We start from the raw sequence: 25,273 nt of genomic DNA, 5'->3' as shown, positions 1-25,273 counted from the left end.
TTTTATACGTTACTCGCCATTCGGACAAACGATGACTTAACTGCGAAAAAGTTTAAACGGTAGAACGAGATGTGACGAAATGATAAACCGCAATTTACAGCGGTTCTTGATCAAGTAAATAGGTTAAGGGGGCAGGGGGTAGGGCAGTTTGCTTCTAAAAACCAACATCTAAAAACCAGCAACGTCTTTAGTGATCAGCAATCAGCCTGAAAGCTGACGGCTGAAGGCTAAAAGCGCTAAAGCGAGAAGACATTTTGATCAAGCACAAACCAACGACTAAGGCTAAAAATGGCGGCCCCAAAGGCAGCTACTAACGGCACTGTGACCAACCAGGCAAGCCCGATCGATCTCAGCGTTTGGAAGCGTATAGCGTTCGTTGCCTGGATTAAGCCGATCCCTACAACACCACCCACCAGCGCGTGAGACGTTGAAACAGGCAACCCTAAGCGTGATGCGACCAGAACAGTGATACCCGTTGCAAGTTCAGCGCAAAAACCACTACTGGGCTGGAGTGGAAGGATGCCCTCCCCAATGGTTGCAATCACCTTTTTGCCCCATACGGCCAAGCCTGCAACAATGCCGACCCCTCCCAGCGCCAAGACCCATAGCGGCACCTCAAAGCCTTCTAAGGGAACGTCGCCCGTGCGAAGAATGTACGCGATCGCCGCTAACGGTGCCACCGCATTGCCCACATCATTTGAGCCATGAGCAAACGCCACAAAACATGCGCTCAAGACCTGGAAACGAGCCAAAAGAGATTCTGCCGCTGAGATATGTTGGGAGGATGCTTGTTGCTCTGCACCTCCACTACTTTGCACTTCTACCGTTTTTTGCTCTAATTGATGCCAACTCGAAATCGTTAGCGCGATCGCACCGATCGCCCCAAGCGCTAGAGCAACCGTGTGCGATGGCAACGGCACGGCAATGAATCTTTCTACCGCATTCGGCAGCACAATCACCCCAAAAGAACTCAAAAGAGCAGCGCTTAACCAGGGAATCCACTCTCTAAGTTGCGCGAGGACATCCGTTTGGTCAAGAATCCAACGCTTCATTTGGCTGTAGAGTAAGGCTGCGATTACCGCACTGACTACTGGAGTCACAACCCAAGAGACCGAAATCACCCCAATAAATTGCCAATCAACCGCTTGTGGCCCCATCGCTACGAAGGCAAAGCCAGCGATCGCGCCAACGATGGCGTGAGAGGATGACACCGGCAGACCTTTCAACGTGGCAATATTCAACCACACACCGCAGGCTAGCAATACAGAAAGCATCCCCACCATCAACACGGTTGGCATCGCTTCAAATAAGGCGGGATTGATCAGCTTCGTGGCTAAGGATGCCGACACCTGCCGCCCAAACAGTACCGCTCCAGTGAATTCCAGCACAGCGGCAATCATCAGCGCCTGACCCAGCGTCACAGCTTTGGAGCCAACCGAAGTCCCCATCGAGTTTGCAACATCGTTGGCCCCTAAATTCCAGGCAAGGTAGAAAGCGAGAAAGCTCGTGAAAATTAGAATAAACAAGCGCGATCGTCCACTGAGGTGTTTCTTAAGCGTTTACGTGCTGAGTTTTTGTGCTCAACCACAATACTCATCATAGAAACAGACTTAACAGTTGGTAACATATGCTCAATAACTAACTGTTAACGTCCACTAGCTGTTAACATCTGACTAGATTTAATCCCACCCATCTACTGACCAAAGCTTCATCTAAATCAACGCGGCCCTACCGAGGGGCAGGTGCGTTACAAGCTGTGCGATTTCAAAACTGGCACATTACCAATTTTTTACTCTAAAGAGCTTGCGTAGATAGATGGAAGCGCGTCCTTGTTACCTGTGATGGATGTAAAACTTAAGTATCTTTGCGACTATCTCTAAAGCATTTTCACACTTTTACTCACAGAGAACGCTATGCTTTCCACCTCGACTGGGCAGACAGACCCAACCGAAAACTCGGATTCTGTGTTCTCATCAACCAGCTATAACGCTTCAAGAATAGCTATAACCCACGATTTCACTAAGTATCAGTGTGGCGTAGACTACTATTTTGAATTTAATAATGCGAATGCAAGAGCATGCATGACAGGTCAAGGGAAGGGGATCAAACCCAACGACTATATCCTCCTTCAGCTTGAATCGATTTCACGCTGCTATCAAGTTGAAGTCATTGATTACTATAGCCAACCATCAGATATGTGGATCGCGTTGCTCAAGTCGATCGCGTAATTTAGGCCCTGTCCATATTGAGAGCTGGAGTGCTTGAGGCCAACCAGCGAAGCAAAATGAGGAGCGGCAATCGTTTCATGCGCTGACACTATGTAGCCTTCTCTCTAGTACACGCTACCCCCAATATCTGTTTTGAAAAGACTGTAGCTACCCAGTTAAGCACCGCTGCCAGAGAGAAGAGGGGCAATCTTATTTGTGTCCATTGGTCTAAAAAAGAAAAATCCCTGTCCAAAGTCACACTTTAAAGCGTTGAGATGATCGAGTTGTTTTTGGGTTTCAATGCCTTCAGCAACAACATTCATGCCCATTTTGTGAGCAATATTAATAATGAGAGGCACTAAGCCTAAATCGTCTGACTGCTCACCCATCTGTTGGATAAATGTGCGATCGATCTTGAGCGTATCGACTGGGAAGGAATGTAGATAGCTGAGCGATGAATAGCCTGTACCAAAATCATCAAGACTGACCTGAATGTGCCGTTTGCGTAGTTCTTGCAGAATGGTTGCTGCCGATTGAGCATTCTCCATAATGAGACTTTCCGTAATTTCCAGCTTGAGATGCTCAGGACTCAGTCGCGTCTCAGCCAGAATTTGGTCAATTTGCTCGACTAAATCGATTTGGGCAAATTGGCGCGCCGATAGATTCACGCTCATAGTGAGGGGCAGATCGGTGATTGTCTTTTGCCACTGGCGCAGTTGCTGACAGGACTGTTTGAGCACCCAGTGACCAATTTGAGTGATTAAGCCCGTTTCTTCAGCAATGGGAATAAACGCCAGTGGCGAAATGAGACCATGTTGCGGGTGTAACCACCGCACGAGTGCCTCTAGCCCAACAATTTTGCCAGTGGCGATCGCTACTATCGGTTGATAGTGGACGACTAGCTCTTGCTGATGAATCGCCTTGCGGAGATCAATTTCAAGCTGTAAGCGCTTGAGCGCATTTTGGTGTAAAGCCGGATCAAAAATCTGATAAGGCTCTTTGCCAGAAGCCTTGGCACGATACATCGCCATATCAGCGTCGCGCAAAATATGCTCTGGCTGGCTGTACTCGCCATGACCGATCGCCACACCAATACTAACCGTGATAAAAACCTCACGGCTTTCAAGCTGAAACGGTTGTGTAAAAGCAGCCAGCATTTGCTGAACGGTGTGAATCACACTAGCCACATCGGCAACCCCTGTCAGCAGCACGGTAAATTCATCGCCACCTAACCGGGCAAGCAGGGCTGTGGGCTGCAAGGCTTCTGCTAGACGACGGGCGATCGCCACTAGAAGCTGATCGCCGACAAAGTGCCCCAGAGAATCGTTCACCACTTTGAAGCGATCGCAATCTAGAAACAGCACCGCAAACTGAGTATTTGCGTTTGCTTTCATAGCATCCAGCGCTTGCTTCGTGCGGTCAATAAACAACGCACGATTGGGTAACCCTGTCAATGCATCATGCGTAGCTAGTTCCAAAAGCTGAGTTTGAAGCACCTTACGCTCAAGAATTTCGCGGTAAAGTTCTCGGTTTGCCAATTCAAGCTGATGGGTTCGCTCTTTAACCCGCTCTTCGAGCTGCGCGCTAAGCTGCTGATTTCTGGTTTCAGCCGCCAAAAGTGCCAGTTGATTTTGCACCCGCGCAATCACTTCCTCCAGATGAAAGGGTTTACTAATGTAGTCTGCACCCCCCACTGTAAATGCCTTTGCTTTATCAGAACCATCGGTGAGAGCACTCAAAAAAATCACTGGAATGGCAACGGTCTCTTCCTTTGCTTTCAAAGCTTGGCAAAACGTGTAGCCATCCATCTCTGGCATCATAATATCCAGCAGAATGAGATCGGGCAGCACAGCCTGGATTGCGGTCATTGCCATCTTACCGCTCAGTGCTTGACGTACTTGATAGCCCTCCTTCGTCAAAATATTGGAAAGAAGGCGAAGATTCTGGGGGGTGTCATCAACTACAAGAATGTCTGCTCTGGTCATGTCAACTAATGGTCTGTTCTGGAAGCGGCTTGGCTACTGGTCTGGAACGGCGACTAAGCAACTGCGGCGATCGTAAACGCAAGCACCCTTAACCCCAAGTGATACGTGCCTATCATTTCTCCCTCCGTCCCAGTTCAAACTGGATAAAGCACTAATTTCTGTTGCCTTTAGCTAGTATGCCCAAAGGGTTTTTGGGCATAGCGGCATGACATGGATTGGCAACTAATAGCTTGGCTGATGGTGCTAGCGACCATAAATGTAGGAGTCGCTTCGGCAGAGGCAGGCGTACGCAGCATCACTCTTGATGACAATTAACTTACACGTTAAACCGAAAGAGCAAGATCAGATCGGGCAGCATAGGCGATCGTGGTAGCAACTAATTTATACATTAAAGCGAAAAAGCAAGACATCGCCTTCCTGTACCACGTATTCCTTACCTTCACTGCGAAGCAACCCTTTTTCTTTTGCCGCACTCATAGAACCAGTGGCGGTGAGGTCTTTGTAGGCAACCGTTTCAGCACGAATAAACCCACGCTCAAAATCGGTGTGGATGACACCTGCGGCCTGTGGAGCCAGCATCCCTGCGTGAATCGTCCAGGCGCGTGTTTCTTTGGGGCCCGTGGTGAAGTAGGTGCGAAGTCCGAGCAGTTCATACGTGGCGCGAATGAGCGCTTTTAGCCCCCCTTCCTGTACACCCAGCGATTCTAGAAAGTCGGCGCGATCGTCTTCGGGAATGTCCACCAGTTCCGATTCCACCTGAGCTGAAATGATGACGACTTGCGCGTTTTCGGCAGCGGCGATCGTTCGCACCTCTTCAACCCAGGCATTACCTGTTGCCAGGTCATCTTCTGAGACGTTAGTGGCATAGATAATGGGCTTCCGCGTCAATAGCCCCAGCGCTTTAATGGCAGCTTCTTCATCTTCACTGAGGCTTACGTGACGAGCAGGCTTACCTTCGTTGAGGACAACCATCAGCTTTTCGAGTGCATCCACTTCAACTTGCAGGTCTTTGTTGCCACGGGCCTGCTTGCGAGCGCGATCGATCCGCTTTTCGATCTGCCCCAAATCTGCCAATGCCAGTTCTAAATTAATGACATCAATATCGCGAGCAGGGTCTACTGAACCGGAGACGTGAATGATATCGTCGTCGTCGAAGCAGCGCACAACATGAACGATCGCATCTACCTCACGAATGTTCGCCAAAAACTGGTTGCCCAGACCTTCGCCTTTGCTGGCTCCCTTCACCAGCCCAGCAATGTCTACAAACTCGACTCGCGTTGGCACGATTTCTGCCGAGCTTGAAATCTTTGCCAGCACTTGCAGCCGTTCATCCGGCACCGCAACAACACCCACATTTGGCTCGATTGTACAAAAGGGGAAGTTGGCAGCTTGCGCCTTGGCGTTTGCCACCAACGCATTAAACAAGGTCGATTTCCCCACGTTGGGCAGCCCAACAATCCCAGCTCTCAGCATGAATTTTAGCTTCTAGATTAGTGTTTTAGCGCGATCGATTCAGTTGTCTGAAACAGACATTGACTCTCATTCTAAGTTTTGGCTGGTTGTTTCCGCTCGATCGTGCTCATCTAAAATGTTGAGCCATGCTTGTAACCCAGCTAAACTGGCTCTGGAATGGTTTGCGGAATCGTTTCAGGTACGGTTTGCGGAATCGTTCCGGGTACGGGTTCGGGGACAGGCCCCGGAATGGGTTCAGGTACAGGCCCCGGAATGGGTTCAGGTACAGGCCCCGGAATGGGTTCAGGTATGGGACCGGGGCCAGGAGACGGGGGTTCGGGCATTGGTACCGGGATGTCGGGGGTGTAAATCATGGCAGTAGTTCGCGTAAGAAAGCTCTTTTACCGTAGAAAGCGACACTAGCAAAATCATCTTCCTAAGTGGGCATCCCCTTTGAGGGAGAATGCTGCCATGACCATTGCTTTCATGACTGGCAGTAGCGCGATCGCATCTGTTTTTGCTCCTTTTAACTATCAGGGAGGCAATCGGCATGCGATGGTAGGAAAAGTACACAGAAGGGCACCTGCTGCATGTCATCGAATGTCGATCGCGATCGCACTTCGCAAACCGAAGCACCGTTGCTAAACGCGCTCCAGGCGTGTGTTCAGAAGGCCCATGCCCCGTTCTACGCACCAGGACATAAGCATGGACAAGGCGTTTCGGCTCTTTTGGCCACGTTGCTGGGGCAGCAGGTGTTTCAAGCAGATTTACCAGAATTGCCGGAGTTGGATAACTTGTTTGCGCCGCAAGGCGTGATTCAGGAAGCAGAAGTGTTAGCAGCACAAGCCTTTGGAGCCGATCGCACCTGGTTTCTAACCAACGGATCAACCGCAGGCGTCATTGCTGCGATCTTGGCGACCTGCAATCCAGGCGACAAAATCATCCTACCGCGCAATATTCATCAGTCAGCTATTTCGGGGCTAATCTTTGCTGGCGCTGTGCCGATTTTTATCCAGCCAGATTACGACTCAGCCCTGGATCTTGCTCATAGCATCACACCTGCAACGGTCGCTGATGCACTGACACTGCATCCTGATGCCAAAGCGGTGCTGATGGTCTACCCCACCTACTATGGTGTGTGTGGTGATATTGCGGCGATCGCTCAACTGGCTCATCAACACGACATTCCCTTACTGGTGGATGAGGCACACGGTGCACATTTTGCCTTTCATCCAGAGTTGCCGATCGCCGCACTTGCAGCCGGGGCGGATTTGGCAGTGCAATCGACCCACAAAGTACTGTCTGCCATGACTCAGGCGGCGATGTTGCATACCAGGGGCGATCGCGTAAGGGGCGATCGCCTTAGCAAGGCACTCCAGCTTGTGCAGTCCACCAGTCCTAGCTACCTTTTGCTGGCTTCTTTGGATGCAGCACGTCAGCAAATGGCAACGCAGGGAAACTCACTGCTGGAACACACGCTGCAACTGGCAGACGAGGCACGATCGCGTCTTGAGCAAATTCCCGGTCTAACCACGCTTAAACCAGAGCAAGCAGGGCTAGCGGTTGGGTTTAAAGCGCTCGATCGTACCCGTTTGACGGTTACAGTCACAGGGCTGGGGCTCGATGGTTTTACGGCTGACCAAATCCTAAACGAGCAGTTGGGAGTCACGGCAGAACTACCCTCGCTGCAACATCTAACGTTTATTGTGAGTGTGGGCAATACCAAAGCAGACGTAGAAAATTTAGTGCAGGCTTTTGAGACGTTAGCAGACAGGCAAGGAGGCACCGCAGAGACGCAGAGGCGCAGAGAGCAACACTCAATTCACCGCAGAGTGGAAACAAGCGGCACTCCTCGTGCTGCTTTTTTCGCTGACACTGAAACTGTTCCGATCGCCCAGGCTGCTAATCGCATTAGCGCTGAGTTGGTGTGTCCCTACCCACCAGGAATTCCAGTGTTGATGCCAGGAGAGGTGGTGGCGGAAGCGGCGATTGCGCATCTGCAAACGATCCTCGCGAACGGTGGCTTTATTAGCGGGTGTAACGATCCCAGCCTTAAGACGCTAAATGTAGTAGCGACTTTTTCTTAGCTTATTCCTGAGTTCCTTCCTCATCATCTGGGTAAATCAAGTCATGCGGGGAAATCATAGTAAACCTGCCAAAGGTGTAGCTGTTGGGTGGCAGGGTATATTCCCATTGCCCTCTGCTGTCTTCAATCATTAACAAATGATGAGTCTGTCGCGGCTCTAGAGGCATCAACCACCTGCGCATCGATTAGGCTTGAGACACAAATTCCTATACGGTGTGAGATTACGATCACCCTGACTTTCAACAATTTTAAACAAATAACACGAGGATTTGGGTGCCACTCCTTCTCAACACGCTTTAGGCTAAAGAACGCATATGCCTTCATCCCTCATCCCTTCCCTCATGTCTTCCCCCCTCTGGTCTTACGTTACTCCCGGCATTCCTGATGATTTATTCGAGCGGTTGCCCGGTATCCCTATGAGTCCACGCGAAGTGCGACTGCTCATTCTGTCGGCTTTGAGGCTCAAGTCAGATTCTATCCTCTGGGATATCGGCGCAGGTACAGGCACCATCTCGGTGGAAGCGGGTTTGCTGTGTCCGCAGGGGAGGATTACGGCGATCGAGCGGGATGAAGACGTTGCTAATCTGATTCGACGAAACTGCGATCGCTTTGGCCTCACAAACGTGGAAGTGCTTGAAGGCAGTGCGCCAGAGTGTTTAACCAACCTCTCTCAGGCTCCGCACCGCGTTTGCATTGAGGGGGGTCGCTCGATCCAAGCAATTCTCAATGAAGTGTGGCAGCATTTGCAGCCGCAGGGACGTGTTGTGGCGACGGCTGCAACGCTAGAAGGTCTCTATCAGGTTTCGGAGCGGTTTGCGACGCTGCAAGCGCGCAACATTGAGGTGGTGCAGTCAGCGGTGAATCGTTTGGAAAAGCGCGGCATGAATCAGACCTTCGCGGCGATCGATCCAATTTTTGTCTTGAGCGGAGAGAAACTAGACTAGAAAAGTGATCGAGCGTTTCAGTAAATTAAGTTGGTAAATCAAGCTAGTTAAGCCGTTATTACCTGTAGGGTTACCGCTGCACGATCGTTGATTGTCTATAGTCGATGTCTGACCGAGTGGTCGGTGTCAGCTTTTTGTGTTTAGCAACCCAAAGTGCTCAAAAATTGCTAGGAGAACACCCTGGATTCAGTTAAAGTGTTCCAAAGGATTCTTAACCTTCTTAATCTTTCGCTAATCTAACCACCTGTTTGCATCTTGGCACCTGTTGACCTTAACAAGGCTCCAATTTTTTATCAAGCGATGAGCGTGAATTAAACATTCACTCAAGCTCATCGCCTAAGTGTGCTCCAATAGAAGTCTGGTTTATGGCTATAAGGTGTACCCGTCAATGGTGTTGTAACGTTCAACCAGTCCACTGTCCATCGAAAGTAGGTCAAACGAAACTAGTCTCATGTCGTTTCCCCGTGTTGCAAGTGGAGTAGTCGCAATCATCCTGGCACTTAGCATGATTTTGCTGGGAGGCTGGTACTTTACGGTCGGGTTTGGCATCATCATTTACTTGGGACAGTTGGAATACTTTCAACTGGTGCATGCTAAAGGCATTGCACCTGCTGCAAAAACGACGCTTGTAGTCAGTCAGGCATTGCTGCTCATTTCAACCGTTTCGCCGACGCTGGCAGACGCGATCTTTCCAGTTGCAGGTACGTTTATTTGCTTTTACCTCCTGTTTCAGCCCAAGCTTGCCACGATCGCCGATATTTCCACCTCTCTTCTGGGTTTGTTTTACGGCGGTTACCTGCCTAGCTATTGGGTCAGGCTGCGATCGCTGGGTCAAGCCGCAGTCAGCAATTTACCGTTCGACGGCTATTTGCCACAGAGCTGGACAGATTTGCACAGTATGCCGCAAGGCTTAACCAGCACGCTACTGGCGTTTGGCTGCATTTGGGCCGCCGATATTGGCGCGTATGTGTTCGGCAAAATCTTTGGGCGCACGCGACTGTCAAACATCAGCCCCAAAAAGACGGTTGAAGGGGCGGTCTTTGGAGTTACGGGCAGCATCGTTGTGGCGATCGTCGGCTCCTGGTACCTTCGCTGGTCAGGATGGCCTGTTACAGGAGCGGCGCTCGGCTTACTGATTGGTATTGCTAGTTTGCTAGGCGATCTCACCGAATCGATGATGAAGCGCGATGCTGGCGTTAAAGATTCTGGTCAACTCATTCCGGGGCATGGTGGCATTCTCGATCGTGCCGACAGCTATGTCTTTACAGCGCCATTAGTATACTACTTTGTGGTTTTACTCCTGCCACTGCTGCCTCAGTAAGCAGGGCACCTTCTGCACCATCTCGCCCCTTGATATGGCTTTTTGCGCTAAGCCAAGCGAGCCGTAGATCTCTAGCGTGCGAGCATAATAGAAAATCGCCCAACGCTTAAATTCCCTCGTTTTGAAGACCTGAATTTCTCAAAATCTGTCCGAAATCTAGTCCTTATTTAGCCGAAGTTACTGTTATCAAATTTCCAAGTTCCTCTCATTCACAATCATGGGACTGTTTGATCAAGAAACCTCGATAGACTTTATAGAGAAAGAAAATTGTTATTCCTAGTAATAAAAGACGAACCCCATTGAGAATTGCCCATTCCAAATATAAAAGATGAAGTCTTTCTCCAAATCGATCGACATTGCCAAAAAACAGCTTCAGATTATATTGAGTCACAATATAACCCGTTAGTGCGATGGCTGACCCAGAGGTAAATGCTGCGCGGTGTAGTAACGTCTTGAGGCGAGAAGGTACGCTCGTTTTAGTCAATGCAAGTAACACGATTAAGCAAAAGCCAATTTGCGTCAATGGAATGTAGTAATAGTAAGGTTCTGTAATGGCAAAAAACCTATTGTACGCATTGATTTGTTCCACTGAGGCAACAATGCTATTCGGCGTCAAAATCTCTTCATAAAGATTGCCAAAAAACCATTGGAGATGGAATAGCAGTGAGAGCGTTAACACAATCTCAGTACGTTTATGGTTCATTTCTTGTCGCCTCAGCTCTTTAGTGTTAAGCAGCAATTAACGATCGTCAGCATCGCAGCCGTTCAATTGCAATCATTTAATTGTTTTGAACGCAAATAGCTCAATCACGTTACATCTCATTGTTTAGCCACACCCCTTGCAAATTAGGAGCGCTTAGCAGTCGGACAATCAGCGTAAACTGACTAGAGCTAGCGGCTACGAGATGGATGCTTTTGATTTTCTAAACTAGTCGGTCTAGTTTAACCACGTCAATCTAAACTAGACCGACTAGTATAAAGATGTCAAGCTAAAATCCAATGTTCAGCCTTTAGGAAGACACTACGGCATGAAACAAACAAAGACCGGACGCGCCGATCGCTCCCTTTCTTCAGAGAAAACGGAAGCGATTTTAAAAGGGGGTATGCAAGAGTTTTTAGCGCATGGGTACGCGGCAACCAGTATGGATCGCGTGGCGATCGCCGCAAAGGTTTCAAAAGCGACTGTATATAACCACTTTCAGGATAAAGAAAGCTTATTTAACGCGCTCATTCAACGTCTCGTCGAACATAAGTTCAGCACGATTTTTGATGGGGCAGATGCTCAAATTCTGCAAATGCCACCCCAAGCAGTCCTCACAGAGTTTGCCAATCGAGCGTTAGATGTAGGGACACAGGAGCCACAATTCCTTAACTTTATGAGGGTCATTCTGGGAGAATCGGGTCGCTTCCCGGAACTAGCGCGCGCGTTTGTCCGCAACATTGAGCAGACTGCCTTTAAAAGCCTTTGTCAATATTTCACCCATTGCCCCCAGCTAAACCTGGCTGACCCAGAAGCAACGGCGCGCGTTTTTGTGGGCGCGATTGTGCATTTTCTCATTGTTCAAGAAATGCTGCACGGCAAGGATATTTTGCCAATGGAGCGCGATCGACTCATCGCAACCTTGGTCAACTTGATCGTTGTTAAGCCAACGGAACAACCCTAAGCAAACGTCGTTGGACTTACTCAATCTCTGCTCAATCGCTCATACTCACCATATAGCACTACTACAAAACTCAAAATTCCTCCCCTGACTCTCGATTCCCCATTCCCCATCCTCCTACTCCTCCGGCGTCACCATAATCTGCCCCTGACAACGAATTTGCCCAGGTTCCAGACTCAGTATTTGCAGTGAAACCTCTGAACCGAGATCGAACGCAAACCCATCTAGATCCCGGAGGGGCATGCCTTGCCGAGCTTTCGCATGAGGCAACCAGTAGGGACGATCAAGATGTAGCTTATTACCATCACTCAACCGGAAGCCCGTGCGAATAGCAACGGCGGTCGGTTGCCCACTAGCTGATAACAGCGTTGCTGCTAACGTGATCAGTCCATCGCCTAGAACAACTTGAGGATCCTGCAAATGAATTTCCTGCGGCGTTTTGCCCGTTAGTGGATCGTCCTGTTCTCCGTCTGCTTGGAGCAGTGTTAACAAAAACTCAATCACACCCTGCGCCAGTAAAGGTGCCTGCAACGAAGCATTCACATCCGCTTCGCAGAGCAGCACATCACCCATGATCGGAAACGCCTGAGTTAGCCGGAAGGGCTTACCTCGCAGTACCTGTGCAAAGTTTGTGTAAATTTGCTCTCCCACGAGCGACACCTGGCTGAGGTGTAAACCTCGATACACAGCCTTGCGAGCTGAAACCGACACCTGCTTGATGTTGCCAGATAAAAGCTGACGATCGCCCGCTTCAATCGTAAGGTGGAGGTCGTCTACATGCTCCAACTGCGATCGCAACCATAGCCGGATCGCTGGCGACAGGATTTTGCTAATCAAGCGGCTCTGATTGGACATAAACGTTAAAGCCTTGCGCGAACATCGAACCCCCTAGCCGGAGCACAGCACAGTAAAGCTCATCGGGCCGTTTTAAGCGTTGCCCTTGAAACGTCTCTCAAGCAGCAACGACGCGGCCCAGCTATGGCGATCCCTATCGAGTATACCGACATCAACATGCACACCCCTATCTAGCACTCAAAACACCCAAAATTCTGCATTTTAGGTCTCATGACGATCGCCCAGAAGGCCACATTCAACACCCTAGAGTTAAGGGGATCACGGTATCAGCCCCTCCTGGTGTCGCGATCCCCTTTTCGCTGCAAATGTCATAAAACCATGACTTTACGATCCCCGCGTGGCCTGAGAATCCGTATATATGCCTAAAATTGACGCTTAAAACCCTTGACCCAGATTTTACTTTGTCGCAACATAAGCCTAGCTGCGATCCCCACACGTGCAATGTCGTATGGTTCTCAGGACATATCAAAAATCACTGCTAAACAGAAATGACTATCTATAGCGATGACCATCAACAAGTCCACACATTGGAGCGTGAATGACTATGACTAAAGAACGCCCACCGCTCGAAGATATGACCCTGCGGCAACTCCGCCGCGTTGCCAGCGAATATGGTGTCTCTCGCTATAGCCGTATGCGCAAAGAACAGCTCCTCGCATCAATTCAAGACATTCAACGTAGTCAAGGCTCGTCTAACCCATCCCGACCTTTGGAGGCTCAAGCAGAAGTGGAAGCAGCAAAATTTGATCTTGGGCAGGACGATCGCATTGGTGGCTCTCTGTCAGCCGTTGATGAAGGGTTGGTAGACCTTCCGGCAGGCTATGGCGAAAGCCGGATTGTGCTCATGCCACGCGATCCACAGTGGGCGTACACCTATTGGGACATCCCCAATGAGCACAAAGAGGCGCTACGTCATCAGGGTGGGCTGCAAATTGCCCTGCGCTTGTACGATGTCACAGATGTTAATCTGGAGTATCAGTCACCCCATAGCATTCAGGAGTACCCCGGTGACGAGCTTTCGCGGGAGTGGTATCTACCTATTCCAGTGAGCGATCGCGACTACGTAGTCGACATTGGCTACCGCTGTGCAGACGGTCGCTGGTTAGTGCTGGCCCGGTCTGCCCCAGTCCGCGTCCCTCCTGTTTACCCCTCCGACTGGATTGATGATCAGTTCATCACCGTCTCCTGGGAAGAGCCTCTAGCGGGTAAAACCTTCCTGGAACTGGTACCGCCCAGCCATAGAGCAGCTAGAACTGGCGCTGGTATGGGAACTACAGGCAACGCCATTTACGACCAAATTTTCAGCCTTGCGGAAACAACCGAAGCGCAACGAGTGGTAGGGTCTTTGTATGGCTCCATGCAGCAGGTGCCCGTGCATGAACAAGCCATTAGCTCCTATGTCTTCCCATCGGGCGCTGGCTTGTGGGCACTACCCACTACTTCCGGGTTGACGATGTCAGGCGTGGGCATGTCAGGCGTGGGGTTCTCTGCTTCCGCGCCACCGATTCGGCCTCGTCAATTCTGGCTTGTTGCCGATGCGGAACTGATCGTTTACGGTGCAACAGAACCAGATGCCACGGTGACGATCGGCGGTCGGCCCATCAAGCTCAACTCTGACGGCACCTTCCGGTTCCAAATGTCCTTCCAGGACGGACTGATTGACTACCCCATTCTGGCAGTGGCAGCCGATGGCGAACAAAACCGCGCGATTCACATGAAATTTACGCGCGAAACGCCCGAACGTAGAACAAACACCAAGGAAGAAGCCGTCCAAGAATGGCTGGTGTAAGCACACCCGTTTGACAATCCTGTTACTCCCTTGCCCTCGATCGCGCGATCGGGGGCTTTTTTATGTCTCTAATGACGGCATCAGGCTTAAAGATGCGATTGTGCAGCGCAATTATGTCAACAACAGTAAGCGATCGCCATACAAAGTTGCTTAAATTGGGAAAGATCGTCATTCTGCACGCAACGAGGTACCTCTGCATGGTCGAGCATCGCTTCCCACAAACGACACCAGTGGACAACAAAGCACTCGACGATGACTCCTACATGGACTACTTCTCCGATATCCCCGGCAGCATGCCAGGAACCCTTAACATTGAGTCAGATTCTTCTCCCCCCGTCATTGTGTTGATCGACTATGACGAAGCCAACGCCGTGCGGCAGGAAGTTGCAACCCCTGAAGATTGCATTCCCTTTCTAGACACCGAATCAGTTTCTTGGGTTGATGTTAAAGGTCTGGGTAGTGAAGATGTGCTACGCCGACTGGGGAAAGTGTTTAGTCTCCATCCCCTAGTGCTCGAAGACATCGTCAATGTACCCCAACGCCCCAAAATTGAAGAATATGACGAACAGTTGCTTATCATTGCGCGAATGGTCACCATCAAAGCGTCTGGCAGTGGTTTTATTAGTGAACAGGTGAGTCTGGTCTTGGGTCGGCATTATTTGCTGACTGTGCAGGAAGAACCAGAATACGACTGCTTTGGCCCCATTCGTGAACGCATCCGCACCAACAAAGGTACGATCCGCAAACACGGAGCCGACTATTTGGCCTATGCACTCTTAGATGCCATCATTGATGGGTTCTTTCCAGTCTTAGAAGAATACGGCGAAAAAATTGAAGAACTGGAAGATGAAGTCGTCTCAAATCCCTCCCATCAAACTTTAGAAAAAATCCATTCCATAAAGCGCGAATTGTTGGGTTTACGGCGTGCCATCTGGCCTCAGCGCGATGCTATTAATGCGCTGATTCGTGATGGTAGCGATTTGATTAGTCATGATGTTCACATCTATCTGCGAGACTGTTATGACCATGCTATTCAAGTGTTAGACATGGTTGAAACCTATCGTGAGCTAGCTGCAAGTTTGATGGACGTTTATTTATCATCCGTTAGCAATAAAATGAATGAAATCATGAAACTGCTTACGGTGATTTCATCCATTTTCATACCGCTTACCTTCATTGCTGGAGTGTATGGCATGAACTTCAATGCCGATAAGTCACCGTTCAATATGCCTGAACTCAACTGGTACTGGGGTTACGTTGCCTGTTGGGCTATCATGCTGACAACCGCTTTCAGCCTTATCTTCTTCTTCTGGAAGCGAGGCTGGTTTGAAAGCCTTTCTACGGCTGCGCCTCAAGATAAATCTTCTAAGAAATCACTTAAATCCTTGCTCCACCGATGAATCTCGTCGACCCCATCATTCTCACAGCGTATGTGCTATGCATCATCTACTTTCTGTATCTCATTGTTGATGCATTCAACGATGAGTTTACGATTAAGTTAGACGTCGATTTCTTAAAGCAACAGCTAGAAGAACAACGGCTCCAGGATTTACTCGGTATTAGCGTCAAATTTGACAGCCGTTACGAGTTTGACAAGCTAAAGCAACTAGCCGTGAGTATTAGTAATAAAGCAAGCCACGAAAAAGTAGATGATAAACCGCATGGTATTTCAGTTTATGTTGATTGGGATTACTGCGCCGTCACAGATTTAGACGGTCGATCGCGCCGCGTTACTCGCTTAATGCCTGGTACGACCGTTGATCTCTTTCAAAATCAAGTCTCTAGCACGATCGGCCCCAGCACCACGCTAAAAGAAGCCATCACCGCCGAAGATCTACTGCAACGCAAAGGCGATCGCAAAGCCGACAAACTCGATGCAGCCTCACCACTCAATCTAGAAGTAGAAATCACCAAGCCACTCATCGACCCAGGCGCACTCAAGAAAAATGATAAGTTCATGAAGCGCTACACCGATTTGGAATTCTTTCTCGGCCTAGCGTTTCGGATCGTCGGCCCTAACCAGCCAATTGGCGGCGATCGCGTCTACGTCCTCTGCAAATTTGTCATGCATAAGCTCCACTGGACGGCTGGCTTGCCGTGGAATCCGAAATAGGGGAGTGGGGGATGGGGAATGGGGAAAGCATTGATGGCTGAACCTTTTAGCAGTTGCCCCCTGACCCCGAATACTTAACCCAATCCTTGCTCCCCATCCTTCAACTCACTAGACTAAGACAGAGGAGAGTAGGTGCAGGCAGTTGCGGATTGCAGTCAAAAGCTGTGATTCGAGGAAAGTCCGGGCTTCCGAAAGACCAAACTTGCTGGGTAATGCCCAGTGCGGGCGACCGTGAGGATAGTGCCACAGAAAGATACCGCCGCTTAGAAGTTATGAGTTATGAGTGCTGAGCTTTGAATGACGAATTTCTATTACGAACTTAAAACTCAAAACTTAAAACTCAAAACTACTGCGGTAAGGGTGCAAAGGTGCGGTAAGAGCGCACCAGCAGCATCGAGAGGTGCTGGCTCGGTAAACCCCGGTTGGAAGCAAGGCTGTGGAACAAGGGTTGGTCTTTGACCCGTTCCATGCAAAGGTGGGTTCGCTCATCTCTGCCCGTCCGCTTGAGGAGCTTGGTAACAAGTGTCCCAGATAGATAACTGCCCTCTTAAAGACTGTCCTTCTAAAGGCATCGCGTTTAAGAGAACAGAACCCGGCTTACGTCCGACTCTCCTCATTTACACAAACCTTACAGTTCCCCAAGCTCACACCCACCAAACGGGCTAGCGGCTTAGTTTTATCTAACTTTGTTGATTTAACAAAGAAATGTATAGATTCAGCAAAGGGGCTTTAGTCCGCTGTACGACCTTTTGAACCTGCACTAGGATGAGGGCACCAGTGATTCACTTCACTGCATGTGTTGTTGAGTACCTGCTAAGACAGACGTACTGAATGATGCCTTGAGGAGTTAAGTGGCAGTGGCTTAGGTGGCAGCGTTTATAGGGTAAGGGTGTGAGTAACCAGACCTCCCAAATCTCAGTAGCAAGTGAACTAGAAGCGGCGTTGAGTACTCAACAGCTACTAGCAGTGGGCGAGCATAAGCGCAGCGGTTTAATTATCTGTAAGGCGCATCATGCAGAATTTGCAGGGCCTGGTGCCATTGTGGGAAGCCCCGTAGAGCAAGCTTGTATGAGTATGATTGCGATCGGTGCTCCTGAGCTAACGCCCGTTGTTACGTCTAAACAGCGGCAAGCAGCTTACAGCCGCCGCATTCAATGGAGTCGCTGGCTACAAAAAATTACTGAACATACTGATGCAACCCAAAGAGCCGAGAAGCTCTTTGCTAGTTTTGAGGAGTTTTTTGGTGCGCCAGCTTTAATGGCGCTGTCGGACGAGGTGCTGGCTTTATTAATTGGAGTGATGCCGTTTACAGTCGCGGCCGTGCGATCGCACTACTCGTGGCCGCAGTCAGTCGAGGAGAAGACTCTTATCGCCTCCTATGAGCCGAACAAATTTAACGCTGCTCGCTTCGTCCCACGATCACTGCATGCCAACGCTCATCTGCCAGCTAAAACCTATGCTAGCGTTTGGACAGCGCTTTACAATACGCCTAGTCGAGATTAGCCGCTTGCTCACATCGAGTTCACAGATTGGGTGAGCGATGAAGGAGTTTTGGAAGGATTTCCGTCTCGAAAAAAACTCTTGACAGTCCACTGCTGGCCGTAATGTTCTGACCTTAAAAGACCTGATACACTGTCAGGCATGACACTCCAGTACCCTCGTCGCCAGAGGCAACTTCAGAATCTGGTGCAAAAATTAGGACTCCCTGGGCAAGCGCCCATTCAATGGCAACTGCTCGACTTGGCGCTGACCCATCCAAGCGTCTCGGCAACAGCGAATTACGAGCAGCTTGAGTTTGTAGGGGATGCTGTTGTACGACTAGCGACGGCTGTTTTTTTGCTGGATACTTTACCGGAGCTTCCAGTTGGAGAGTTTGCAGCCCTGCGTTCGGTGCTGGTGAGCGATCGCATTTTGGCGCAATTAGCAGCAACCTACCAGCTTGATCGATACTTACTGGTTTCTGACAGTGCCCTGAAGGACAAGCTCGGTCAGGAATCACGTCTGGCGGATGCATTTGAGGCTGTGCTGGCCGCGCTTTATTTAAGTACGCATACCTTAGAACTAGTGCGGCCCTGCCTGGATCATCACTTTCGGCAGTTAGTCACTGAGATTCTGAGCGATCCAGCTCGGCAGAATTATAAGGCAGCGCTTCAGGAATGGAGCCAAGCGCACTACAAAATGCTGCCGGAGTACCGAGTGATTCAAGCCGAGCAGTCTCAGGACGACTCGCAACGCTTTACAGCGGAAGTGTGGTTGCGTAATAAGCGGTTGGGCCAGGGAAGTGGGCGATCAATTAAGGCCGCTGAGCAAGCCGCCGCGCAGGTAGCGTTTACGGTGGTGAGTGAACAGCCACCCTGATCGGTGCGTTGTGTCAGTAAGTTGGCATCCAGAATCAAATCCCACCGAAAGTCTCGCTTGCTTGCCCTGAGAATCGCCTTAGCCGTTTGTTGCAGAACCAACCGATGTAATGGATGGTTCAGAGGCATCACGTGGCAAGACGTCCCCTACATGATCCCGATTGTGACCATTGCTGGAGGGCGGGTTGATCGCGCTAGCGACTTCTACAGGGGCTTGCGTTTCCTGTGAGGGGAGCCAGATGCGGAACGTGCTGCCCTTCCCGATCGTGGATTGAAACGAGACGGTACCACCATGCAATTCGGCAAAGCGCTTTGTGAGCGCTAACCCCAGGCCAGTCCCCTCATGCCGACGGGTGAGTGACGAATCGACCTGCTGAAACGGGCGGAACAAGAGATGCCATCGTTCTGGTGGAATGCCAATCCCAGAATCGGTCACTTCCAGACAAAGGTATGGCGTGTTGGCATTGACGGGGCTGCGATCGGGGCGCGCATCTTGCTCTAGCTGGTGACCATAGGCAATACGACCGCTTAATTTCACGTGGCCGCCTTCGGGCGTGAATTTCACTGCATTTGACAGCAGGTTAATCACCATTTGACGCACGCGAAGTTGGTCAAGCGCGACGCGGCTGAGGTGCTTTTCTACGTCGATCGAAAGCGAGAGGCGTTTCTTCTCAGCGGCTGGCTGCACCATTTTCAAGCATTCTTGACATAAATCTTGAATGGAGACGGGTTGAAGGCTCAGTTCAAGCTGACCGGCTTCAATTTTGGCGATGTTGAGCAGGTCATTAATGATGTTGAGCAGGTGCTTGGCGGATTCGTCTGCTTGCTGTAGCAGTTCCAGTTCTTCGTCACGGCTGTCGCAGCAACCATCTTTGACCAACCCAATGCAGCCGAAGATGGCATTGAGGGGCGTTCTCAACTCATGGGAGGTTGTCGCCAGGAATTCGCTCTTCATCTGGTTAGCGGCCTGTGCTTCTTGCCATGCGGTTTCCAGTTCTTCTGCTCGATCTTCAAGGCGTTCGACCATGATGTCGAGTGCGCCAGCAAGCTGGTTGATTTCTTTGATCCTGAAGTCTTTCGGTGCTTGATCAGACGGCTGGCGGTGGTAAATCTGTAGGGCATAGTTACCGAGTTGCTCTAGCGGTCGTGCCAGGTCGCGAGAAATATAGATGGTAGCTAAGAGGTTTGCGCCCAGTAGCCCCATAGTAAGGATCAGCAGTACTTGCTTAATGTCTTCTAGTCCAGAGAGCGCATTCTCAAGGGGAGCGACGGCTAGAACAACCCAGGTGCGGCTTTCATCCGAAGCAGCAGAAATTTGCACACGGTTATACCCGGCTAACCAATCTGTATTGTCGTCTTTGAAAGAGACAAATTGAAGAAAGTCTTCTTTGCCTGCGATCGCGCTATTCACAATATTTTGTAGGCGTGGGGCATCTGATTCTTGTCGAATATTACGACCAATGCGATCAGCTTTGGGGTGAGCCAGGATGGTGCCATCCTCGTCAACGACAACGGTATAGCCGGAGAGAGAGCCTGGCTGGCTAGTCTCTTGTCGATGAACGGCCCATTGCACACTGAGGGCATAGCGCAACCGACCAAAGGAATCGTAGACAGGCGCACTAAAAACAAGGTCGAGTTGTCGTAAGGGCGTTGAGGGTTTAGCGGCCCTTGTTTGGTTAATGGGTGAGACACGAACGCCCGCCAGGGGCGCACGCATCACCTGGCTTTGGCTCGGCCACAAGTTATCAAGCACCTGGCTGATGGCTTGATTACCGCAGGTGCTACCATCCACCTGACCCGTTTGCACGTTGATGAGCTGAACGCATTGCACGCCTTTCGGCAGCCAGCGATTGATGCGAGTGACAAATTCTTGGGGTTCCTGTGCTTGATCGAGCTTAGTTGAAAAATCCTCGCTAGCACTCACGAGGCTCGATCGCATGACTTCGATCAAATCACGAATGTTTTCGCCCTTTCTGACTGCACTTTCGGTCAAGTTTTGACTGGCCGTTGCCAACATGCTGTCGCGCACTTTCTTGTATGCCACTAGCTCACCCAGCAGCAAAACGGGAATGCTCAGCAGCAAAATCCGCGACAGGAGGATGCGGCGAAACGAAGACTGACCTGGTTTAGCCATAGGACGTTTAAACTGAAGTGCGATACCCAATAGCAACCACGATCAACCGGAGCAGATTAAAACCGGATCGTACCTAGCCCTCATGCATCCATCCTATGCGCGGCAGTTAACAGTCAGCATAAGTGCCGTCAAAAGAAGGACTATCCACAATTATTACAACGGTTATACCGAATATTCCAGTTGGACGCAGATTTAAACATTAAACCAAGTGTGCCTGATCGCCGGAGCGATCGCCCTCAAACGACCGTCATTCTTGCGATGAGTGCGGATGGCAAGATTGCAGACGTGAGCCGTGCAGCCGCGCGGTTTGGCTCTCCTCACGACAAGGTCCACTTAGAACAACTTGTTGCAGAAGCGGATGGGGTATTACTTGGTGCAGGAACGCTGAGAGCGTATGGCACAACGCTACGGGTCGTCAACCCTATGCTATTGAAGCAACGACAGCAGCAGGGCAAGCCGCTTCAACCCGTACAGCTTATTTGCTCGCGATCGGCGCGACTTGATCCCCAGCTTCCCTTTTTTCGACAGCCTGTGCCCCGCTGGTTACTAACCACAACCGCAGGCCGTGGTCAGTGGCAAGAAGACGAATACTTCGAGCGCATTCTCGTGGTAGAGACGATCGCTGGCACCATTGACTGGCCTGTCGCCTTACAGCAGCTGGGGGCATATGGACTAAATCACTTGGCTGTACTGGGCGGCGGCACTTTAGTTGCGTCCTTACTAGAAGCAGAGTTGGTGGATGAACTGTATCTAACCATTTGCCCCTTACTGTTGGGTGGCGATCGCGCTCCCACCCCGATCGATGGCTCAGGATTACTGACAGTTTTAGCGCCTCGCCTACAGCTTTTAGAGGTGAGGGCGATCGAGGATGAAGTGTTTTTACACTACAGAGTGAGGAGGTAGAAGGCAGGAGGCAGAAGGCAGGAGGTTGTTGGTTGTTAAGTTGTTAGAAGAAAGCTGATCGCTGACCGCTCAAATTAAAGGCAGAAGGCAAAAGAAGTTGTTAGTTGTTGGTTTTTAGACGGAAGCTGGATAGTTGCCCGCTGCCTACTGATAGCTGATGGCTGAGCGCTCTTTAACTCAAAACTCAAAACTTAGAACTTAAACCTCCCCCTGCTCCCCCTGCTCCCCGCACTCCTTCAGCAATGTATTACGCTGTATGAAGTCTTTCAAGCCTTCCTATGGTGGAACAACTGAAACCTCGCTACTCGATCGCCTGGATTGATTCCCTTGCTGACGTGCCCCAAGCAGAATGGGATGCTCTCGCAATGCCGCTGCAAACGCCCTTCTTTGAGTGGGAGTGGCTGCACAATATGGAAACATCGGGTAGCACCACTGCTGAGACGGGCTGGTTGCCCAATCACTTAACCATCTGGCGAAACCGGAGCTTGATTGCGGCGGCTCCCCTTTATGTGAAAGGGCATAGCTATGGCGAGTTTGTGTTTGATCATCAGTGGGCTGATGTTGCAGCCCGTTTAGGCGTTGAGTATTACCCCAAGCTGCTGGGGATGTCGCCTTTTACGCCTGCGGAAGGCTACCGCTTTTTGATAGCACCTGGCGAAGATGAGGATGAATTGACAGGACTGATGGTGAGCGCGATCGATCAGTTTTGCATGCACAACAGTATTTCGGGCTGCAATTTTCTGTACGCTGACCCAGAGTGGCGCGTCATGATGGAACAGCACGGCTTTTTGAGTTGGCTGCACCATAGCTTTATTTGGCAAAATCAAGACTATCAGACTTTTGATGATTATTTGGGTGCGTTCAATGCCAACCAGCGCCGCAATATCAAGCGAGAACGCAAGGCCGTTGAAAAAGCAGGACTGACGATTCGTACCTTGACTGGAGATAACATTCCCCAGGCGTTGTTTCCGTTGATGTACCGCTTTTACAGTGATACGTGCGACAAGTTTGGCTGGTGGGGGAGCAAGTATCTCACGCCTCAGTTTTTTGAGCAGCTTTATGACCGCTACCGCGATCGCGTGCTGTTTGTCGCAGCTTATGACGAGAAGCATCCTCAACCGATCGGCATGTCCTTTTGCCTCACGAAAGGGGCGAATTTGTATGGGCGCTACTGGGGATCATTCCAGGATATTGATTGTCTCCACTTTGATGCGTGCTACTACACGCCGATCGAGTGGGCGATTTCAAAGGGTATCAAAACCTTCGATCCTGGTGCGGGTGGGCGACACAAAAAACGACGCGGCTTCCCGGCAACTTCCAACCATTCGCTTCACCGTTTCTATAATCCCCGCTTGATGCAAGTTTTCCGTTCTTACATCGGTCAGGTAAATGATATGGAACAACGTGAGATGGATGCCATCAATCAAGGTTTGCCGTTTAAGCAGGATGAAACTGAAACAGGGTGTAAGTAGAGAGGGCTATAAGCGGTCAGCCATGTTCTTTTTTTGCTCTTGCACTGAATGCCAACACGATTATTGAAGCGTTATTAAGACATCAGAGAGTAGTTTAGTAAAATTGCCAACTAACATTAAGAGTTCATTTAAAATCGCCAGTACCCCTTCCATCTTGTCGGTGTCTTCCAATCAACTTGCCTTTCATCAACGCTCCATTTGAGTGTAAGAGTCTCTGTACAGACCAAGCGTGGGTAACCAAACTCTCCCAGGTTTTTCCTAAAAATTAGTCCATCAAAATAAGCACGGCTAGCCTCAGGATTAACATAGCCTTCAACCAAAATCGATTGTTGACCACTTGGAGATAGATACCGCTTGGAACACAGCGGTTCGTTAAAACCGTAGCGGAATTCGACCAGTATGCTCAATAAGAAAGCAAGTACGATCGATAAGCTGCCCACTTGCAAAACATAAACACTTCTTTCAACAGACTTAGGTAGAGTTGCCTGATTGAAGACAGAGACAACCTAAATCGAAAAAGAAGATTAAGGTGGTGTAAGTGAAAACAATGACTGATATCATTTCTGCAATAGAAAAGCCTTGATACCAATCGATCGATGACCAAAGAGTTGACAGCATTGCGTAAACAAGGGCACAGAAAATGATAAAGATGAGCCATACTGCGACTAAAAAGAACACAATTGGCAAAGACACTACTGACAAGAGCAAAAGTAATAATCGCGCTTGTCCGGTAGTCCGGTAGACCTCAAAGAAGGAGCGGGGCAGTGGCCTCACTCTTACAATCAAGGCAGATAGTAAAACGACAGCGACGCTACCCACGACCGGGGTGGCAGGGAAACCTAAAAATGTGCCTGATAGACTGTAGCTATTGAAGAGCATGAGCCAGAAGACCAGGTTGAAATTGGCTGTCAGACCCAGTAGGACAATCAAAAATTTCCGCATGGTTCACCGTCTACAACGAGTGCAGCTGGAGCCGTCGCTTCGATTTTATGCTGAGATTTCTGGCAGTGCTTTTAAGATGAAGGCTGTATGAGCTTGATAGGATCTTTAGCCGCGATCGTGCTTGCAGGTGGGCAAAGCAGGCGTATGGGACAGGACAAGGCTTTGCTGTTGATCGAGGGCGTTCCTTTGCTACGGCGCGTGTGTGAAGTTGCGCTGCAATGTACGCCGATCGTCTCTGTGATTACGTTTCGTCCTGAGCAATACCGAGCGATCGTGCCGCCATCCTGTCGTTTACTGCAAGAGCGTGCTGTAACAGATGCAACCGAGCCACATGGTCCCTTACTTGGGTTTGCGCAAGCCTTAGAGACCGTACAACCAGAATGGGTGCTGCTGTTGGCGTGTGATATGCCCCACTTGTCAGGTGAAGTGCTGCAACAGTGGGCAAAAGAGCTAGAGAAGCCAGACACCGCGATCGCCCTTCTGCCTCGCTCACAGAAAGGCTGGGAACCTCTCTGCGGATTCTACCGCACCAGTTGTCTGGCAAGTTTACAGACCGCGATCGCGCGAGGCGATCGTTCTTTCCAGCACTGGCTTTCCCAAGCAGCAGTCAAAGAGTTACCGCTAGACAATGCTCAAATGCTCTTCAACTGCAACACGCCAGCAGACTTAGCAAATTGCGTGAGCAGATTGGATAACAGGAGATAAGTGAAGCGGACAAGGGAAACAAGGAGGTAAGAGAAAAGGCAGATGCGTGTGTCTAACCCCCTCAACCAGATTGTGCTTCACCTTCAACACTCCAGTTCGGGGGGCTTGGGGAAGTTAGGCCCCCCAAAAAGCGGGGGCCGGGGGGAAGTCCCCCGGACACGATTTATCAACGAAGCCAAGAATTTGTCAACGAAGCTAATACCGATTTAAACAACAATCGCTACAGATGAATCGTTGCGTAAGGGCAAGGCATTGCCTTGCCCTTACAGAATATGTCGCATCTTCAATTTAAGGTAGTGCTAAAGAGGTAAGGATGCATTGTAGTGGTGAATGAAAAACCAGATCGC

Annotated in this window: 24 protein-coding genes and 1 other RNA gene; 16 read left to right on the top strand and 9 right to left on the bottom strand. The window is 50.0% G+C overall.

The annotated features are described in order from the left end of the window. Positions 1-236 precede the first annotated feature (236 nt). Complete coding sequence (locus AC5JLP_RS09110) at positions 237-1,526, bottom strand: inorganic phosphate transporter (RefSeq protein ID WP_496067619.1); 1,290 nt, start codon at positions 1,524-1,526, stop codon at positions 237-239. A gap of 555 nt (positions 1,527-2,081) precedes the next feature. On the opposite strand from AC5JLP_RS09110, the gene AC5JLP_RS09105 reads away from it, so the two are divergent. Further along, positions 2,082-2,228: a hypothetical protein gene (locus AC5JLP_RS09105; protein ID WP_496067618.1), complete on the top strand. Its 147-nt coding sequence runs from the start codon at positions 2,082-2,084 to the stop codon at positions 2,226-2,228. Between the two features lie 155 nt (positions 2,229-2,383). Here AC5JLP_RS09105 and AC5JLP_RS09100 read toward each other — a convergent pair whose 3' ends face one another. The 3 genes from AC5JLP_RS09100 to AC5JLP_RS09090 all read right to left on the bottom strand — a co-directional run bounded on the left by AC5JLP_RS09100 (position 2,384) and on the right by AC5JLP_RS09090 (position 6,018). After that, positions 2,384-4,192 carry a two-component system response regulator gene (locus AC5JLP_RS09100; protein WP_496067617.1) on the bottom strand — a complete coding sequence of 603 codons (1,809 nt, stop codon included), beginning with the start codon at positions 4,190-4,192 and terminating at the stop codon, positions 2,384-2,386. A 381-nt stretch (positions 4,193-4,573) separates the two neighbouring features. Next, on the bottom strand, positions 4,574-5,665 hold the full coding sequence (gene ychF / locus AC5JLP_RS09095) for a redox-regulated ATPase YchF (protein ID WP_496067616.1): 1,092 nt from the start codon (positions 5,663-5,665) through the stop codon (positions 4,574-4,576). Positions 5,666-5,805: 140 nt separating this feature from the next. Next, positions 5,806-6,018 (bottom strand): hypothetical protein, encoded by a 213-nt coding sequence (locus tag AC5JLP_RS09090; RefSeq protein WP_496067615.1) that lies wholly within the window; start codon positions 6,016-6,018, stop codon positions 5,806-5,808. Positions 6,019-6,115: 97 nt separating this feature from the next. Here AC5JLP_RS09090 and AC5JLP_RS09085 point away from each other — a divergent pair, with 97 nt between their 5' ends. Both AC5JLP_RS09085 and AC5JLP_RS09080 read left to right on the top strand, forming a co-directional pair. Further along, on the top strand, positions 6,116-6,289 hold the full coding sequence (locus tag AC5JLP_RS09085; RefSeq protein ID WP_496067614.1) for a hypothetical protein: 174 nt from the start codon (positions 6,116-6,118) through the stop codon (positions 6,287-6,289). Next, on the top strand, positions 6,235-7,731 hold the full coding sequence (locus AC5JLP_RS09080) for an aminotransferase class I/II-fold pyridoxal phosphate-dependent enzyme (RefSeq protein WP_496067613.1): 1,497 nt from the start codon (positions 6,235-6,237) through the stop codon (positions 7,729-7,731). The genes AC5JLP_RS09085 and AC5JLP_RS09080 overlap by 55 nt, the downstream gene beginning before the upstream one ends. 1 nt (position 7,732) lies before the next feature. Here the strand turns inward: AC5JLP_RS09080 and AC5JLP_RS09075 are convergent, their stop codons facing one another. Then, on the bottom strand, positions 7,733-7,897 hold the full coding sequence (locus tag AC5JLP_RS09075; protein ID WP_496067612.1) for a hypothetical protein: 165 nt from the start codon (positions 7,895-7,897) through the stop codon (positions 7,733-7,735). Between the two features lie 174 nt (positions 7,898-8,071). On the opposite strand from AC5JLP_RS09075, the gene cbiT reads away from it, so the two are divergent. Together cbiT and AC5JLP_RS09065 are read left to right on the top strand one after the other, a co-directional pair. Further along, on the top strand, positions 8,072-8,674 hold the full coding sequence (gene cbiT / locus AC5JLP_RS09070; protein WP_496067611.1) for a precorrin-6Y C5,15-methyltransferase subunit CbiT: 603 nt from the start codon (positions 8,072-8,074) through the stop codon (positions 8,672-8,674). 451 nt (positions 8,675-9,125) lie between these two features. Next, positions 9,126-9,995 carry a phosphatidate cytidylyltransferase gene (locus AC5JLP_RS09065; RefSeq protein ID WP_496067610.1) on the top strand — a complete coding sequence of 290 codons (870 nt, stop codon included), beginning with the start codon at positions 9,126-9,128 and terminating at the stop codon, positions 9,993-9,995. 205 nt (positions 9,996-10,200) lie between these two features. Here the strand turns inward: AC5JLP_RS09065 and AC5JLP_RS09060 are convergent, their stop codons facing one another. After that, the gene (locus AC5JLP_RS09060; protein WP_496067609.1) at positions 10,201-10,698 is read right to left on the bottom strand and encodes a hypothetical protein; all 498 of its coding nucleotides are present in this window, start codon (positions 10,696-10,698) and stop codon (positions 10,201-10,203) included. 325 nt (positions 10,699-11,023) lie between these two features. On the opposite strand from AC5JLP_RS09060, the gene AC5JLP_RS09055 reads away from it, so the two are divergent. Then, the gene (locus AC5JLP_RS09055) at positions 11,024-11,659 is read left to right on the top strand and encodes a TetR/AcrR family transcriptional regulator (protein ID WP_496067608.1); all 636 of its coding nucleotides are present in this window, start codon (positions 11,024-11,026) and stop codon (positions 11,657-11,659) included. A 114-nt stretch (positions 11,660-11,773) separates the two neighbouring features. Here the strand turns inward: AC5JLP_RS09055 and AC5JLP_RS09050 are convergent, their stop codons facing one another. Further along, positions 11,774-12,511, bottom strand: a complete 738-nt coding sequence (locus AC5JLP_RS09050; protein ID WP_496067607.1) for an LmeA family phospholipid-binding protein — start codon at positions 12,509-12,511, stop codon at positions 11,774-11,776. Between the two features lie 544 nt (positions 12,512-13,055). Here AC5JLP_RS09050 and AC5JLP_RS09045 point away from each other — a divergent pair. The 7 genes from AC5JLP_RS09045 to rnc all read left to right on the top strand — a co-directional run bounded on the left by AC5JLP_RS09045 (position 13,056) and on the right by rnc (position 18,771). Then, the gene (locus AC5JLP_RS09045; protein WP_496067606.1) at positions 13,056-14,300 is read left to right on the top strand and encodes a DUF4912 domain-containing protein; all 1,245 of its coding nucleotides are present in this window, start codon (positions 13,056-13,058) and stop codon (positions 14,298-14,300) included. 10 nt (positions 14,301-14,310) lie between these two features. Continuing rightward, positions 14,311-14,454: a hypothetical protein gene (locus AC5JLP_RS09040; protein WP_496067605.1), complete on the top strand. Its 144-nt coding sequence runs from the start codon at positions 14,311-14,313 to the stop codon at positions 14,452-14,454. Then, positions 14,414-15,700, top strand: a complete 1,287-nt coding sequence (gene corA, locus AC5JLP_RS09035) for a magnesium/cobalt transporter CorA (RefSeq protein ID WP_496067604.1) — start codon at positions 14,414-14,416, stop codon at positions 15,698-15,700. Before AC5JLP_RS09040 ends, corA begins: the two co-directional genes overlap by 41 nt. Then, positions 15,697-16,413: a hypothetical protein gene (locus AC5JLP_RS09030; RefSeq protein ID WP_496067603.1), complete on the top strand. Its 717-nt coding sequence runs from the start codon at positions 15,697-15,699 to the stop codon at positions 16,411-16,413. Before corA ends, AC5JLP_RS09030 begins: the two co-directional genes overlap by 4 nt. A gap of 124 nt (positions 16,414-16,537) precedes the next feature. Beyond that, positions 16,538-17,029: RNase P RNA component class A (gene rnpB / locus AC5JLP_RS09025), an RNA gene on the top strand. 275 nt (positions 17,030-17,304) lie between these two features. Continuing rightward, positions 17,305-17,916, top strand: a complete 612-nt coding sequence (locus tag AC5JLP_RS09020) for a hypothetical protein (RefSeq protein WP_496067602.1) — start codon at positions 17,305-17,307, stop codon at positions 17,914-17,916. Positions 17,917-18,054: 138 nt separating this feature from the next. After that, positions 18,055-18,771 carry a ribonuclease III gene (gene rnc / locus AC5JLP_RS09015; RefSeq protein ID WP_496067601.1) on the top strand — a complete coding sequence of 239 codons (717 nt, stop codon included), beginning with the start codon at positions 18,055-18,057 and terminating at the stop codon, positions 18,769-18,771. Positions 18,772-18,849: 78 nt separating this feature from the next. On the opposite strand, the gene AC5JLP_RS09010 is transcribed toward rnc, so the two are convergent. Then, positions 18,850-20,904, bottom strand: a complete 2,055-nt coding sequence (locus AC5JLP_RS09010; RefSeq protein ID WP_496067600.1) for an ATP-binding protein — start codon at positions 20,902-20,904, stop codon at positions 18,850-18,852. 180 nt (positions 20,905-21,084) lie between these two features. On the opposite strand from AC5JLP_RS09010, the gene AC5JLP_RS09005 reads away from it, so the two are divergent. Both AC5JLP_RS09005 and AC5JLP_RS09000 read left to right on the top strand, forming a co-directional pair. Continuing rightward, positions 21,085-21,807 (top strand): RibD family protein, encoded by a 723-nt coding sequence (locus tag AC5JLP_RS09005; protein ID WP_496067599.1) that lies wholly within the window; start codon positions 21,085-21,087, stop codon positions 21,805-21,807. A gap of 278 nt (positions 21,808-22,085) precedes the next feature. Beyond that, a complete protein-coding gene (locus AC5JLP_RS09000) occupies positions 22,086-23,279 on the top strand; it encodes a GNAT family N-acetyltransferase (RefSeq protein WP_496067598.1) in 1,194 nt (397 codons plus the stop codon). A 471-nt stretch (positions 23,280-23,750) separates the two neighbouring features. Here AC5JLP_RS09000 and AC5JLP_RS08995 read toward each other — a convergent pair whose 3' ends face one another. Further along, positions 23,751-24,221 carry a hypothetical protein gene (locus AC5JLP_RS08995; RefSeq protein ID WP_496067597.1) on the bottom strand — a complete coding sequence of 157 codons (471 nt, stop codon included), beginning with the start codon at positions 24,219-24,221 and terminating at the stop codon, positions 23,751-23,753. Positions 24,222-24,308: 87 nt separating this feature from the next. Here AC5JLP_RS08995 and AC5JLP_RS08990 point away from each other — a divergent pair, with 87 nt between their 5' ends. Next, entirely contained in the window at positions 24,309-24,926 is a 618-nt protein-coding gene (locus tag AC5JLP_RS08990; protein WP_496067596.1) for a molybdenum cofactor guanylyltransferase, read from the top strand. The last annotated feature ends 347 nt before the right edge of the window (positions 24,927-25,273 follow it).

It is taken from the genome of Stenomitos rutilans (assembly GCF_059505485.1).
This window is presented reverse-complemented; position numbering and strand designations above follow the sequence as displayed.

What these genes read in the sequence shown, in the direction of transcription:
- AC5JLP_RS09060 (WP_496067609.1), bottom strand. Translation starts at nt 10,698, where the DNA reads ATGAACCATAAACGTACTGAGATTGTGTTAACGCTCTCACTGCTATTC.
- AC5JLP_RS09050 (WP_496067607.1), bottom strand. Translation starts at nt 12,511, where the DNA reads ATGTCCAATCAGAGCCGCTTGATTAGCAAAATCCTGTCGCCAGCGATC.
- AC5JLP_RS09065 (WP_496067610.1), top strand. Translation starts at nt 9,126, where the DNA reads ATGTCGTTTCCCCGTGTTGCAAGTGGAGTAGTCGCAATCATCCTGGCA.
- ychF (WP_496067616.1), bottom strand. Translation starts at nt 5,665, where the DNA reads ATGCTGAGAGCTGGGATTGTTGGGCTGCCCAACGTGGGGAAATCGACC.
- cbiT (WP_496067611.1), top strand. Translation starts at nt 8,072, where the DNA reads ATGTCTTCCCCCCTCTGGTCTTACGTTACTCCCGGCATTCCTGATGAT.
- AC5JLP_RS09010 (WP_496067600.1), bottom strand. Translation starts at nt 20,904, where the DNA reads ATGGCTAAACCAGGTCAGTCTTCGTTTCGCCGCATCCTCCTGTCGCGG.
- AC5JLP_RS09000 (WP_496067598.1), top strand. Translation starts at nt 22,086, where the DNA reads ATGGTGGAACAACTGAAACCTCGCTACTCGATCGCCTGGATTGATTCC.
- AC5JLP_RS09105 (WP_496067618.1), top strand. Translation starts at nt 2,082, where the DNA reads ATGACAGGTCAAGGGAAGGGGATCAAACCCAACGACTATATCCTCCTT.
- AC5JLP_RS09045 (WP_496067606.1), top strand. Translation starts at nt 13,056, where the DNA reads ATGACTAAAGAACGCCCACCGCTCGAAGATATGACCCTGCGGCAACTC.
- AC5JLP_RS09055 (WP_496067608.1), top strand. Translation starts at nt 11,024, where the DNA reads ATGAAACAAACAAAGACCGGACGCGCCGATCGCTCCCTTTCTTCAGAG.
- AC5JLP_RS09090 (WP_496067615.1), bottom strand. Translation starts at nt 6,018, where the DNA reads ATGATTTACACCCCCGACATCCCGGTACCAATGCCCGAACCCCCGTCT.
- AC5JLP_RS09080 (WP_496067613.1), top strand. Translation starts at nt 6,235, where the DNA reads ATGTCATCGAATGTCGATCGCGATCGCACTTCGCAAACCGAAGCACCG.
- AC5JLP_RS09075 (WP_496067612.1), bottom strand. Translation starts at nt 7,897, where the DNA reads ATGCCTCTAGAGCCGCGACAGACTCATCATTTGTTAATGATTGAAGAC.
- AC5JLP_RS08990 (WP_496067596.1), top strand. Translation starts at nt 24,309, where the DNA reads ATGAGCTTGATAGGATCTTTAGCCGCGATCGTGCTTGCAGGTGGGCAA.
- AC5JLP_RS08995 (WP_496067597.1), bottom strand. Translation starts at nt 24,221, where the DNA reads ATGCGGAAATTTTTGATTGTCCTACTGGGTCTGACAGCCAATTTCAAC.
- corA (WP_496067604.1), top strand. Translation starts at nt 14,414, where the DNA reads ATGTCAACAACAGTAAGCGATCGCCATACAAAGTTGCTTAAATTGGGA.
- rnc (WP_496067601.1), top strand. Translation starts at nt 18,055, where the DNA reads ATGACACTCCAGTACCCTCGTCGCCAGAGGCAACTTCAGAATCTGGTG.
- AC5JLP_RS09030 (WP_496067603.1), top strand. Translation starts at nt 15,697, where the DNA reads ATGAATCTCGTCGACCCCATCATTCTCACAGCGTATGTGCTATGCATC.
- AC5JLP_RS09100 (WP_496067617.1), bottom strand. Translation starts at nt 4,192, where the DNA reads ATGACCAGAGCAGACATTCTTGTAGTTGATGACACCCCCCAGAATCTT.
- AC5JLP_RS09085 (WP_496067614.1), top strand. Translation starts at nt 6,116, where the DNA reads ATGACCATTGCTTTCATGACTGGCAGTAGCGCGATCGCATCTGTTTTT.